The sequence below is a fragment of the Pseudomonas sp. GM41(2012) genome (assembly GCF_000282315.2).
Taxonomy (GTDB): domain Bacteria; phylum Pseudomonadota; class Gammaproteobacteria; order Pseudomonadales; family Pseudomonadaceae; genus Aquipseudomonas.
Window position 1 is genome coordinate 672,735 of sequence record NZ_AKJN02000008.1, and the last position, 12,698, is coordinate 685,432.

Annotated in this window: 12 protein-coding genes and 1 tRNA gene; 9 read left to right on the forward strand and 4 right to left on the reverse strand. The window is 58.7% G+C overall.

What is annotated here, in order from left to right; translation table 11 throughout:
- The first annotated feature begins 1 nt into the window (after nt 1).
- Nucleotides 2-952: an alpha-E domain-containing protein gene (locus PMI27_RS05290; RefSeq protein ID WP_008148807.1), complete on the forward strand. Its 951-nt coding sequence runs from the start codon at nt 2-4 to the stop codon at nt 950-952.
- Nucleotides 949-1,758 (forward strand): transglutaminase family protein, encoded by an 810-nt coding sequence (locus PMI27_RS05285; RefSeq protein WP_008148810.1) that lies wholly within the window; start codon nt 949-951, stop codon nt 1,756-1,758. Before PMI27_RS05290 ends, PMI27_RS05285 begins: the two co-directional genes overlap by 4 nt.
- 122 nt (nt 1,759-1,880) lie before the next feature.
- On the opposite strand, the gene PMI27_RS05280 is transcribed toward PMI27_RS05285, so the two are convergent.
- A complete protein-coding gene (locus PMI27_RS05280) occupies nt 1,881-2,702 on the reverse strand; it encodes a c-type cytochrome (protein WP_008148811.1) in 822 nt (273 codons plus the stop codon).
- A 596-nt stretch (nt 2,703-3,298) separates the two neighbouring features.
- Between PMI27_RS05280 and PMI27_RS05275 the strand changes: the two genes are divergently transcribed.
- The 3 genes from PMI27_RS05275 (at nt 3,299) to PMI27_RS05265 (ending at nt 7,502) form a co-directional block, all read left to right on the forward strand.
- The gene (locus tag PMI27_RS05275; protein WP_008148813.1) at nt 3,299-4,504 is read left to right on the forward strand and encodes an acetyl-CoA C-acetyltransferase; all 1,206 of its coding nucleotides are present in this window, start codon (nt 3,299-3,301) and stop codon (nt 4,502-4,504) included.
- Nucleotides 4,505-4,533: 29 nt separating this feature from the next.
- Nucleotides 4,534-6,678, forward strand: a complete 2,145-nt coding sequence (locus tag PMI27_RS05270; RefSeq protein ID WP_008148815.1) for a 3-hydroxyacyl-CoA dehydrogenase NAD-binding domain-containing protein — start codon at nt 4,534-4,536, stop codon at nt 6,676-6,678.
- A gap of 95 nt (nt 6,679-6,773) precedes the next feature.
- Nucleotides 6,774-7,502 carry an amidotransferase gene (locus tag PMI27_RS05265; protein ID WP_008148817.1) on the forward strand — a complete coding sequence of 243 codons (729 nt, stop codon included), beginning with the start codon at nt 6,774-6,776 and terminating at the stop codon, nt 7,500-7,502.
- A 124-nt stretch (nt 7,503-7,626) separates the two neighbouring features.
- Here PMI27_RS05265 and PMI27_RS05260 read toward each other — a convergent pair whose 3' ends face one another.
- The 3 genes from PMI27_RS05260 to PMI27_RS05250 form a co-directional block, all read right to left on the reverse strand.
- Entirely contained in the window at nt 7,627-8,598 is a 972-nt protein-coding gene (locus tag PMI27_RS05260; protein WP_008148819.1) for a magnesium and cobalt transport protein CorA, read from the reverse strand.
- 162 nt (nt 8,599-8,760) lie between these two features.
- On the reverse strand, nt 8,761-9,483 hold the full coding sequence (locus tag PMI27_RS05255; protein WP_008148821.1) for a 1-acylglycerol-3-phosphate O-acyltransferase: 723 nt from the start codon (nt 9,481-9,483) through the stop codon (nt 8,761-8,763).
- 214 nt (nt 9,484-9,697) lie between these two features.
- Nucleotides 9,698-10,387 (reverse strand): crotonase/enoyl-CoA hydratase family protein, encoded by a 690-nt coding sequence (locus PMI27_RS05250; RefSeq protein ID WP_008148824.1) that lies wholly within the window; start codon nt 10,385-10,387, stop codon nt 9,698-9,700.
- A 64-nt stretch (nt 10,388-10,451) separates the two neighbouring features.
- Between PMI27_RS05250 and PMI27_RS31805 the strand changes: the two genes are divergently transcribed.
- The 4 genes from PMI27_RS31805 to PMI27_RS05240 all read left to right on the forward strand — a co-directional run bounded on the left by PMI27_RS31805 (nt 10,452) and on the right by PMI27_RS05240 (nt 12,673).
- A complete protein-coding gene (locus PMI27_RS31805) occupies nt 10,452-10,601 on the forward strand; it encodes a hypothetical protein (RefSeq protein WP_160171640.1) in 150 nt (49 codons plus the stop codon).
- Nucleotides 10,602-10,694: 93 nt separating this feature from the next.
- Nucleotides 10,695-10,784, forward strand: a tRNA-Ser gene (locus PMI27_RS0229785).
- A 329-nt stretch (nt 10,785-11,113) separates the two neighbouring features.
- Nucleotides 11,114-11,296 (forward strand): hypothetical protein, encoded by a 183-nt coding sequence (locus PMI27_RS05245; protein WP_008148826.1) that lies wholly within the window; start codon nt 11,114-11,116, stop codon nt 11,294-11,296.
- 96 nt (nt 11,297-11,392) lie between these two features.
- Nucleotides 11,393-12,673 carry a serine hydrolase domain-containing protein gene (locus tag PMI27_RS05240; protein WP_238545918.1) on the forward strand — a complete coding sequence of 427 codons (1,281 nt, stop codon included), beginning with the start codon at nt 11,393-11,395 and terminating at the stop codon, nt 12,671-12,673.
- Nucleotides 12,674-12,698 lie beyond the last annotated feature (25 nt).

A 12,698-nucleotide genomic window follows, 5' to 3' on the forward strand; every position in this document is an offset into this window, starting at 1 on the left:
CATGTTAAGTAGAACTGCCTCGGATTTGTATTGGATGTCGCGTTACCTGGAGCGGGCGGAAAACCTCGCACGGATGCTCGACATCAGTTATTCGCTGTCGCTGATGCCACAGGATGGTCGTGGTGACGGCCTGCATGAACTCGCCATGCCGTTGCTGATCACCGGCACCCTGGACGATTACCTGGAACGCCACGGCGAATTGCACGCTGAACGGCTGCTGCATTTCTTCGCCCTGGACGCGGCCAACCCGGCGAGCATCTACAGCTGCCTCGGCGCCGCGCGGGCCAGCGCCCATGCGGTACGTGGGCGAATCACCGCCGACATGTGGGAAAACATCAATGCCACCTGGCTGGAAATCCGCGGGATTGCCGATCAGGGCTTAAGTCGCTACGGCATGAGCCGTTTCTGCGAGTGGATCAAGGAACGTTCCCACCTGTTCCGCGGCGCGTCCTACGGCACGATCATGCGTAACGATGCGTTCCGCTTTATTCGTCTTGGGACGTTTATCGAAAGGGCGGACAACACGCTGCGCCTGCTCGACGCCCGCTACGAAATGGCTGGCGATCAGGCCGAGGCGGTCAGTGATGGCACTGCTCACGCGTATTACCAGTGGAGTGCCTTGCTGCGGGCGTTGTCCTCGTTCGAGGCCTACACCGAGATCTACCGCGATGCGCCCGGCGCCCGGCATGTGGCTGAGTTGCTACTGCTGCGTGCTGACGTGCCACGTTCATTGCGCGCCTGCACCGAAGAAATCGACCAGATCCTTGCCCAATTGCCGGGGGCCAACGGTCGTCCCGCACAACGCCTGGCAGCGGAAATGGACGCGCGCCTGCGCTACACCGGCATCACCGAAATTCTCGACGAAGGCCTGCACGCCTGGCTGACCGAGTTCATCCCGCTGGTGCGCCAGTTGGGTAACGCCATACACAGTTCCTATCTGGAGGCTGCATGAGACTTTCCATTAGCCACGAGACCACCTATCACTATGAAGATCAGGTGCGGGCGAGCATCCAGTACCTGCGACTGACACCCCACGACAGCGAGCGCCAGCACGTGCTCAGTTGGCAGCTCGACTTGCCGCGCCCGGTGCGCGCGCAACTCGATCCGTTCGGCAACATCCTGCACGTGCTGACCCTGGACGAGCCTCACGAGGCGATCATCATCGGCGCCCGGGGTCAGGTGGACATCGACGAATTGCGCGAGGCGGAGCATGAAAGCCAGTCGGCGCTGCCGTTTCTGCGCTTCACGCGCCTGACCGAAGCCGACGAAGCCCTGCGTGCGTTCGCCGAGAAAGAGTGCAAGCAACGCCGGGATCGCACGGCGCTGATCGACTTGATGCATAGCCTGAACCAGCACATGACCTACACGCCGGGCTCCACCGAAGTGGACACCAGCGCCGCCCAGGCCTTCGCCGGGCGTTCGGGCGTCTGTCAGGACCACACCCACGCTTTTCTCGCCTGTGCCCGCAGCCTGGGCATTCCGTCGCGTTATGTGTCGGGCTATTTGTACAGCGAGAACAGCGAACACCTGGCCAGTCACGCCTGGGCGGAAGCCTGGCTCGATGACGCCTGGTACAGCTTCGACGTGACCAATGAATTGGCGCGGCCCGAGCGTCATTTGAAACTGGCGGTGGGCCTGGATTACCTGGATGCATGCCCGGTACGTGGCATGCGGCGTGGCGGTGGTTGCGAGCAGATGCATGCGAAGGTGTTTGTGTCACCGACACCGATGCCGATTATCTCAGTCCAACAGCAATAATCCGAAACACCATAAATCCCCTGTGGGAGCGAGCCTGCTCGCGATAGCGTCTTATCAGTCACCACTTCTGTGACTGACACACCGTAATCGCGAGCAGGCTCGCTCCCACAGGGGGGGTAGTGTCAGGGCTTAACCTTGCGCCCAGCCATGTGCTTCAAATACCCCACCAACCTCTCCAGATCCCCGTCCGGCAACACCGTCGCCGAGAACCCGGGCATCTTCGCCTGGGGCCACTGGCGCAAGCTCTGCGGATCACGAATGTAGCGCTTGAGGAAATCCGCGCCAAAGTACTCGGTCGGGTTAAACGGAATGTTCAGGTCAGGCCCAAACTGCGCATCCCCGGCGCCGTTCAATCGGTGACACGCCAGGCAATTCTTCTGAAACAGCGCAAAGCCCTTGTTCACCGGATCGTCAGCCTTCAACGCCGGATCGGGCAGCAGGGCAGGGAAGCGCTCGGCCACCGGCGCCATGCGCTTGATGCTCGCCACTTGAAAGGGCCATTGCTCGGGGCTGATGTCGCCCGCCTGCGGATCGGTCCAGACCAGATAGAACGGCCCGGCGCCGTGTTTGCCTTCCGACAGCGGTGGCCACGGCTTGGCGGGTTCTTCAACCGCCAACCATGCGCGCGCACCCTGGGTATTGAGCAACGGCGCAGCCGACAGTTCTGCGGCAAAACCATCCAGGGCTACCGCCTGTAAATGGTCTTCAGGCTTGATGCCCGTCAACAACGCAGCCACCGGAACAGCGCGATAGCTCATGTCCCGTTTGTAGGAAACGTCGTTGCTGATGGTGATGGTCTGAGCCTGAGGATGCTTGAGCAACTCCTCGGTTTGCCAGGTGCGACTGCTCGCGCCCAGCTCAAGGTTCAGCTGTGCGGCAGACAGAGGCGTGCTGAGCAGCAAGGCCCCGAACAAAATGAGCGTTTTCAAATGATCGCCGTCCATGTCGTGGAAGTGCCGCAAAGGTTGGCACACCCACGCTGGTCCGGGTAGCGAACCAGTCACATTTTTGGAGGGCGATATAAAACCTGGCGCCGTATTTTTTATTGACCGACTAGCCGATCACCTTGGTCAGGTTCGGCAAAATCAACAACAGCGTAGTGGCGAAAAGAATGAGCCCGGCTTGACGTACTTTCGATTGTTTGAACATGGCTTGACCGCCTTTATTGTTATTTCCTGATGCCTGCCTGCATTTCTCCATGACGGCAGAGCGTTGCACTTCCTGTTTGACGAGCGCCTCGGCAAAACCCGACGACAACTTCGTACAACTTCACCTTAGAGCCCGCGTCACGCTTGCTTTAGATCCATTTCGTATGGACTTTACATAAATTGCTCTTAAAAAGGCATGAGGCCTATTGCCAGCTTCTTGGGCGCCCGTTTGCTAGACAGCTTGGTGTCCTGAATCGGTTAATCCGGTGGTTGCCTACCGTCCGTCTGAGCGTGACCGTCAACGTCTGTGAGCACTGCGGTCATTGAATCCGGGGCCGCTCGGCCTAAGGTGGGAACTCTGAATTTACTCCCTGCCCAGGTTTGAGAACGTCATGACCCAAGCTTTGATTTTCGACGCGTTACGCACGCCCCGCGGCAAAGGCAAGGCCAATGGTGCCTTGCACAGCGTCAAACCGGTGAACCTGGTGGCCGGGCTGCTCACGGCGCTGCAACAGCGCACGTCTCTCGATACCAGTCAGGTCGACGATGTGGTACTTGGCTGCGTGACGCCTGTCGGCGACCAGGGTTCCGACATCGCCAAAGCCGCGACCCAGGTGGCGGATTGGGACGTCAGCGTGGCGGGTTTGCAGATCAACCGCTTCTGCGCCTCGGGGCTGGAGGCGGTGAACCTCGGCGCGATGAAGGTGCGTTCCGGCTTTGAAGACCTGGTGGTGGTCGGCGGCGTCGAGTCCATGTCTCGCGTGCCGATGGGCAGCGATGGTGGCGCCTGGGCACACGACCCGGAAACCAGTTTTCACAGCCATTTCGCCCCTCAAGGCGTGGGCGCTGACCTGATTGCCACGCTGGAAGGCTTCAGCCGTCAGGACGTCGATGCCTATGCGCTGCACTCTCAGCAAAAGGCTGCGCGGGCAAGGGCCGACGGTTCGTTCAACAAATCGCTGGTGCCGGTGCAGGACCAGAACGGCATCATCCTGCTCGATCACGATGAATTCATCCGCGCCGGATCGACCATGGAAGGCCTGGGCCAGCTCAAGCCGAGCTTCGAGATGATCGGGCAAATGGGCTTCGATGCCACGGCGCTTCGGGTCTACAGCCATGTCGAGCGCATCAACCACGTGCACACGGCGGGCAACAGTTCCGGGATCGTCGATGGCGCGGCGCTGATGCTGATCGGCTCCGAAGCCAAGGGCCGGGCGCTGGGTTTGCAACCGCGGGCGCGAATCGTCGCCACCGCCGTCACCAGCACCGACCCGACCATCATGCTCACCGGTCCCGCGCCGGCCACCCGCAAGGCACTGGCCAAGGCCGGGCTACGGGTTGAAGACATAGACCTGTTCGAGGTCAACGAAGCTTTCGCCTCGGTGGTGCTGAAATTCATCAGGGACATGGCTATCGACCCGGACAAGGTCAACGTCAACGGCGGCTCCATCGCCATGGGCCACCCGCTGGGCGCCACTGGCTGCGCGATCCTCGGCACGTTGCTCGATGAACTGGAAACCCGGCGCCTGCGCTATGGCCTCGCGACGCTATGTGTCGGCGGCGGCATGGGCATCGCCACCATCATCGAACGCCTCTGAGCCCCGACCGACTTCAAGGAAACCCTTTCATGACCGAAGCCATCCGTTACGAAAAAGGTCAGGACCAGATCGTCGTCCTGACCATCGATATGCCGGGCCAGAGCGCCAACACCATGAACGCGGTCTACCGCGAAGCCATGGCCGCGTGTGTTGCCAGACTGGTTGCCGACAAAGACACCCTCGCCGGCGTGATCATCACCTCGGCCAAAAAAACCTTTTTCGCCGGCGGCGACCTCAACGAACTGATCAAGGTCGGCAAGCCCGAAGCCAAAGCCTTTTATGACATGGTGCTGACACTCAAAGGGCAACTGCGCACCCTCGAGACCCTCGGCAAACCGGTGGTCGCCGCGATCAACGGCGCCGCGTTGGGCGGCGGTTGGGAAATCTGCCTGGCGTGCCATCACCGGGTTGCGCTGGACGATTCTTCGGTGCAACTCGGCTTGCCGGAAGTGACCCTCGGCCTGCTGCCGGGCGGAGGTGGGGTGGTGCGCATGGTGCGGATGCTCGGTATTGAAAAAGCCTTGCCGTACCTGCTCGAGGGCAAGAAAGTCCGGCCGCAGCAGGCGTTGCGGGCAGGTTTGATTGATGAGTTGGCGGCGGATCGTGACGAACTGCTGGCCAAGGCTCGCGCTTGGATTGTCGCCCATCCTTCGGTTGTGCAGCGCTGGGACGTGAAGGGTTACCAGATTCCCGGTGGCACGCCGTCGAACCCGAAAGTCGCGCAAATGCTGGCCATCGCGCCGTCGATCCTGCGCAGCAAAACCCAGGGCTGCCTGCCCGCGCCAGAGAAAATCCTCTGTGCTGCGGTAGAAGGTGCTCAGGTGGATTTCGACACCGCGCACCTGATCGAAACCCGCTACTTCACCGAATTGACCACCGGCCAGGTGTCGAAAAACCTGATCGGCACGTTCTGGTTCCAGCTCAACGAAATCAATGCCGGCAGCTCGCGGCCCCAAGGCTTTGAACCTTACGTGACGCGTCGCGTGGGCGTGCTGGGCGCAGGCATGATGGGCGCCGGAATCGCCTTTGTCAGCGCGTCGGCCGGCATCGACGTGGTGCTCAAGGACATCAATCTTGCGGCGGCACAGAAGGGCAAGGCTCATTCGGCGGCGCTGCTGGATAAGAAGGTTGCGCGTGGTCTATTGAGTGCCGATCAGCGCGATGCAACGCTGGCGCGAATTCATCCCACTGAAAGCGATGCCGACCTGGTCGGTTGTGATCTGATCATTGAAGCGGTGTTTGAAGATCGCGAACTGAAAGCCAGCGTCTCTTCGGCAGCGCAAAAAGTCATTGGCCCGGATGCGGTGATTGCTTCCAACACGTCAACCCTGCCCATCAGCGGCCTCGCGAACGCCGTACCGGATCAGAGCAAATTCATCGGTCTGCATTTCTTCAGCCCCGTGGAGAAAATGCCTTTGGTGGAAATCATCAAAGGCGCCCACACCAGCAATGAAATCCTGGCTCGCGGGTTCGATTTCGTCCTGCAAATCAAGAAAACGCCGATTGTGGTCAACGACAGTCGCGGTTTCTTCACCTCGCGGGTGTTCGGCACATTCACCAACGAAGGCATCGCCATGCTGGGCGAAGGCGTGAGCGCGCCGATGATCGAGACTGAAGCGCGCAAGGCCGGCATGCCGATCGGACCTCTGGCGATCTCCGACGAAGTTTCCCTCAGCCTGATGAGCCATATCCGCCAGCAAACTGCCAAAGACCTGCGAGCAGAAGGGAAATCGCTGATTGAGCACCCGGCATTCGCCGTGATTGACTTGCTGCTCCAGGAATACAAGCGTCCGGGCAAGGCTGCTGGTGGTGGTTTCTACGATTATCCGGCCCGTGGGCAGAAGCATCTGTGGCCAGAGCTGAAAAGCCTTTTTGAGAAGGCTGACGGGCAGATTTCGCCGAAGGACGTGCGTGATCGGCTGCTGTTTGTGCAAGCCATCGAAACCGTGCGCTGTGTGGAGGAGGGGGTGTTGACCTCGACGGCGGATGCCAACATCGGCTCGATCTTCGGGATCGGCTTCGCCGCCTGGACCGGCGGCGCGCTGCAGTTCATCAACCAGTATGGCGTGAAAGATTTCGTCGCCCGCGCCCAGTACCTGGCGGAGCAGTATGGCGAGCGATTCGCCCCCCCTGCGCTATTGCTGGAAAAAGCGGCTAAAGGGGAGGCGTTCTAGGGGACGGGTGACGCATTCCGGGGCTTGCCTTGCCAGTGTGTTTCAAGGCAGGCTCTGGGGTGTGCATTATTCCCATCACGTGTCAGGTATTTTTTATGTCGTTACGCATCTGCATTCTGGAAACCGACATCCTGCGTCCGGAACTGGTCGATGAATATCAGGGTTACGGGCAGATGTTCCAGCGTCTGTTTTCGCAGCAACCCATCGCGGCCGAGTTCACTGTGTACAACGTGATGCAGGGCGAGTATCCCGGCGATGAGCTGACCTTCGATGCCTACCTGGTCACCGGCAGCAAGGCCGATTCCTTCGGCACCGACCCGTGGATTGAAACCCTCAAGGCTTACCTGCTGACCCGCTACGAGCGCGGCGACAAACTGCTGGGCGTGTGCTTCGGCCATCAACTGCTGGCGCTGCTGCTGGGCGGCAAGAGCGAACGTGCGACCCAAGGCTGGGGCGTTGGCACCCACAAGTACCAACTCGCCGCCAAGGCGCCGTGGATGAGCCCGGTGAGGGAAGAACTGACCTTGTTGATCAGCCATCAGGACCAGGTCACCGCGCTCCCGGAAAACGCCACGGTCATCGCTTCCAGCGAATTCTGCCCGTTCGCCGCGTACCACATCAACGATCAGGTGCTGTGCTTCCAGGGGCATCCGGAATTCATTCACGATTACTCGCGCGCACTGTTGGATATTCGTCAGGAAGCGCTGGGCGAGCAGATTTATTCGAAAGGCATGGCGAGCCTTGAGCACGAGCATCACGGCACTACCGTTGCGGAGTGGATGATGCGGTTTGTGGCGCACAAGCCAGCATCCGAGTCGGTTTAAAAGATAAAAGCTTCGCGAGCAAGTCGAATCGTCGCACCGCCGCTCCCACAATGATATCTACAACACCGGAGATCCACTGTGGGAGCGGGCTTGCTCGCGAATGTCACAGGCACCTCGGTAATGGCTACAGCCAGCCCGACTTTTTGAAACTCGCCCACAAACTTACGCACCCCACCGCAATGACCCCCAACACCCCGAAATAACCGTAATGCCAACTCAACTCCGGCATGTCCTGAAAGTTCATCCCGTATATCCCGGCCACCGCCGTCGGGAACGCCAGAATCGCCGCCCACGCCGCAAACTTGCGCTGCACCACGCTTTGGCGTGACGCCTCCAGCAACACCCCAACTTCAATGGTCTGGCTGGCAATGTCCGCCAGGGTCGTCAGGTCTTCCATCTGCCGCGTCACGTGGATCTGCACATCGCGAAAGTACGGGCGCATGTTCTTGTCGATGAACGGAAAACTCAGTTTCTGCAATTCCTCACCAATCTCCACCATCGGCGCCGCAAACCGGCGCAAGCGCAGCACATCGCGGCGCAGGCTGTGAAGTTTTTGAATGTCGCGTTCGTTCAGGGAGCTACACATGACGTTGCGTTCCAGCTCATCGATCTCTGCATGGATCGCTTCACCCATGGGCTGGTAGTTTTCGATCACGAAGTCGAGGATGGCATAGAGTACGAAGTCTTCCCCATGCTCCAGCAACAACGGACGCGCCTCACAACGCTGTCGGACATGGGCGTAGGACGCTGAGTGACCGTTTCGTGCGGTAATGATGTAGCCCTTGCCGGCAAAGATATGAGTCTCGATGAACTCCAGTTTTCCTTCATTCCGGATCGGTGAATACGTGACGATGAACAGTGCATCGCCGAAGGTTTCCAGTTTCGGCCGACTATGTTTTTCCAGGGCGTCTTCAATGGCCAGTTCGTGCAGGTTGAACTGGCGTTGCAGATTGAACAGCTCCTGGGCGTTCGGCTCTTCAAGGCCGATCCAGACAAAGTGGCCAGGCTTTGCAGCCCAGGCAGCGCCTTCGTCGAGGGTGATATTGGTGACTTTCTTACCAGCGCTATAAACCGCAGCAGCAACAACTCTACCCATGATAGTGATTCACTTCTTATTGGCAGCTTTCTATTAGCAAAGATGGCAGTGGCAGGCAGTCTCCAGCTTAGCCCTGTCTACTGCTTGAGAGTCAGTGAAATCTGTTGAGTTCGAAGGCAAAAGCTCGCAGGCAAAAGAAAACCCGCACAAGGCGGGTTTCTTTTAGGCGGCTTGCAGTTGCCGATCCATCGAAGCGATGCAGTCGCGCATCTGCTCGCGGCACTGGGCAATCAGCATCGGCATGTCATCCAGGCTCAATCCCGCGGTAGGAATCGCCGGTAACGAGCGGATCAGAATCTTCCCACTGCGCCAACGGTTCAATCGCATGTGTTTAACGTAACTGCTGACACACACCGGAACAATCGGCACCCCGGCGGCAATGGCCATTTGAAAGGCACCTTTCTTGAATGGCAGCAACTCTTCGCCCAAGTTGCGTGTGCCTTCCGGGAAGACCCAAATCGAAGTGTCTTCATTCTGTAACGTGTGGGTAGTGGTCAGCATCGACTGGCGTGCTTTCTGCGCATTACCGCGATCGATCAGCACATTGCCCGCCAGCCAGAACAACTGACCAAACAGCGGCACCCACTTCAGACTCTTCTTGCCGATACACACGGTGCGGCGGGGCACCACGTTGCCGAACACAAACAGATCGTAGTTGGACTGGTGGTTGGCGATGATCACGCAGCTGTCGGGTTTATCCATCAGCGGTCCGACGTCGGCCTTCACCCGCAGACGCAAAATGCACATCGCCGGCCATGCATAAAGACGCGCACACAAACGGCTGTTATCCGGGTTGAACGGTCGGCACAGGCCAAGAACCACCCCAAGCACACCGGCCAGAATAAAGTGCAAGCCCATCAATAACATACGAAACACAAACAGCATTTACAGGCCCCACCGGGACAAAAGGTGGCGCAGTGTACGGATGTGCACTGTTTTCGGCAATTGCCGCTATAGAGGTAGGAGATAGGCGATGTTTGAGCGCATGTTTCCGACTTATGGGTCAGATGCGATCTAGAGCGGTTGTAGGCTATTTAACGGCGCGCATAAGAAAAAGCCCGACACGACGGTCGGGCTTTTCGGTGTGGCACGTTTGGGTTTAAACCAAAAAATCCTGATCCTCGATGATCGCGTTGTCCAGCCTCTCCAGCAGCGCCTTGCGCACTTTGAGTTTGGTGTTCTTGTGCGCGGTCATGTTGATCTTCTTCAACTGACGAGCCGCCGCCAGCGCCGCGCCTTGCAGCTCTTCGGCCGACACCACCAGGTCGAAGAACCCGGCATCCACAGCACTTTGCGGATTAAACATCTCAGCGTTGATCACCGCGCGGTGGAACGCCGACTTGCGCAGACGATCACGGGCCAGCTCGATACCGGCGTGGTGCATGGTCATGCCGATCTGCACTTCGTTCAAACCAATGGTGAACGGGCCGTCGACACCAATGCGGTAATCCACCGACAACAACAGGAACGCGCCCTTGGCCACCGCATGCCCAGGGCACGCGACGATCACCGGGAACGGGTGCGACAAAAGGCGACGTGTCAGCGTCGAACCGGCAGTCACCAGCGCCACGGCTTCTTTAGGGCCGGAGGTCATCACCTTCAAGTCATAACCGCCCGACAGCATCCCGGGCGTACCGGTAATGATCACCACCGCACGATCAGTCACTGCCTGATCCAGCGCGGCGTTAAACGCAGCAATCACGTCCGGAGAGATGGCATTGACCTTGCCATTGCTCAAGGTCAGGGTCGCGATACCGTCTTCGAGATGGTAGGAAATCAACTCACTCATGACGCTATTCCTTTCAATAAAGTAGCGCAGACGTTACTCACCGCCGCAGGCCAGGTAAAGCGCCGTGACTGACCGCCCAGTCACCCTTTCCCCGCCCGGCAAGCGTCGCCCGCCACGTCTGCCGCGCATTCCCCTCTATATAGAGGAGGGCGCGAAGCCGGAGATTGGCGGGTTTGCCATGGACTGGAACCTGCTCGAACAACTAAAACGCTAAGCGCATGAAAATTCTGCAAAAAAAGTTTGCCATCGGAAAAGCTTTCGACTACATTAGCGCGCCTCGACAGACAGAACTTGTTTGACGAGATACGGTGAAGTGTCCGAGTGGCTTAAGGAGCACGCCTGGAAAGTGTGTATACAAGAAATTGTATCGAGAGTTCGAATCTCTCCTTCACCGCCAAATTCGATGTAACCAAAACCCCTGATTTCGAAAGAAGTCAGGGGTTTTGTGGTTTCTGGCGTCTGGATTTTGTGGAAGGCAATATTATTGATCCACGCTCATCCGCGAAGGCACTTCCGAAATTCATGTAGGACGGGTGACAGGCATGTGGGATGTAATGCCGGAAAGCCAGATAGTTGGGTGCTTTCACAGGTTTCAGCAACTGGCACGAGCCGTTTCGTGAGGGGTATTCGCTTTGCGCCTTTAGGGGACACAATGGATCAACGGGCAAGGCACATGACGCGGCCCGTTATCTGGAAGGACGAACGCACGTAATGCAGGAACTCACAATGGAACAGGCAGAACTGGAAAAGGTTCATGTGGAGATCGTCAAGCTGATGGCTGAGCAGCGCAAGCTGAACGCCCAGGCCGGGAAGATGACCCGTGAAACTGTTTGGTATCCGGTGGCTGTGGCGACTGGGTTGATTGGCACGGTGGCCACTGTCACAACTGTGCTGGTAAAGCTGCTTTAACCTGTTGGACTGCCCAAGCCCTCGAATGGAATCGACACTATGTCCCACCCTCGCGCCGCTTCCCGCCGCATAGCTATTTCCCTCACCGCCGTGTTGATGAGTACCGTCTCCTTTTTCGCCGCTGCAACTACGACCAAGACTTTCCCCGATGCCATAGCCAGCGACCCCGCAAAACTAGGCTGGATGGTCGGCTCGCCACCCCCTGCAGATCGCACCGTGCGTTTCGATGACGGCAGCTATTTCCAGTTCCCGGCGATGCGCTGGAGTGTCTCGAACTTCCGTCAACTGATGCCTACGATCGACGTTTCACGGGGGTTCGGTGCGCCGGTTCCACTGGTATCTGCGCAGCGCAAAGACATTGATGCGATCAGCTTCGTCCCGCTTGGCGCGAAGGCTCCGATGACCTGGGAGCAATCCCTCGCGGCCACCTACACCGACGGGATTGTGGTGATGCATCGCGGGAAAGTTGTCTACGAGCGTTATTTTGGCGTGTTGAAGCCTGAAGGCCAGCACGCGGCAATGTCGGTGACCAAGTCCGTGATCGGCACGTTGGGGGCGATGTTGGTGGCAGAAGGGCGAATCGATGCGAACAAGCACGTCGCCGAATACATCCCCGAACTGGCGGCCTCCGCGTTTGGCAGCGCCACGGTGCGTCAGGTCCTCGATATGACGACCGGCCTCAAGTACAGCGAGGACTACGCCGACCCGAACGCCGAGGTCTGGGCTCATGCAAAAGCTGGGAGCCCTCTGCCCAAGCCAAAGGACTACAGCGGTCCGCGAAGTTACTACGAGTTTTTGCAGACGGTTCAACCGCAAGGCGAACACGGCAACGCGTTCGGCTACAAGACCGTCAATACCGATGTACTGGGCTGGATCATCGCTCGAGCGACCGGTCGCAACGTCGCACAGTTGTTGTCGGAGCGGATCTGGAGCCGTTTGGGTACTGAGCAGGACGCCTATTTCACGGTGGATTCCATTGGCACCCCGTTTGCTGGCGGCGGCTTGAACACCGGTTTGCGCGACCTGGCACGGTTTGGCGAGATGTTGCGTAATGACGGCCAGTTCAACGGTCAGCAAATCGTGCCCAAAGCGGTGGTTGACGACCTCCGTCGCGGCGGCGACAAGCAGGCATTCGCCCAGGCGGGTTACGACTTGTTGAAGGGGTGGAGCTACCGTTCAATGTGGTGGGTGACCAACAAAGAGGGTGGAGCCTTCATGGCGCGAGGGGTCCATGGGCAACGCATTTATGTCGACCCGAAAGCCGAGATGGTGATTGTTCGCTACGCCTCCCATCCGGTCGCCAGTAACTCGGCTAATGATCCGGTCACCTTGCCGGCGTTTGATGCGTTGGCTCAACATCTGTCCAGGTTGCCTTGAGTAATTATCCCCGGGCTTTGAAGAA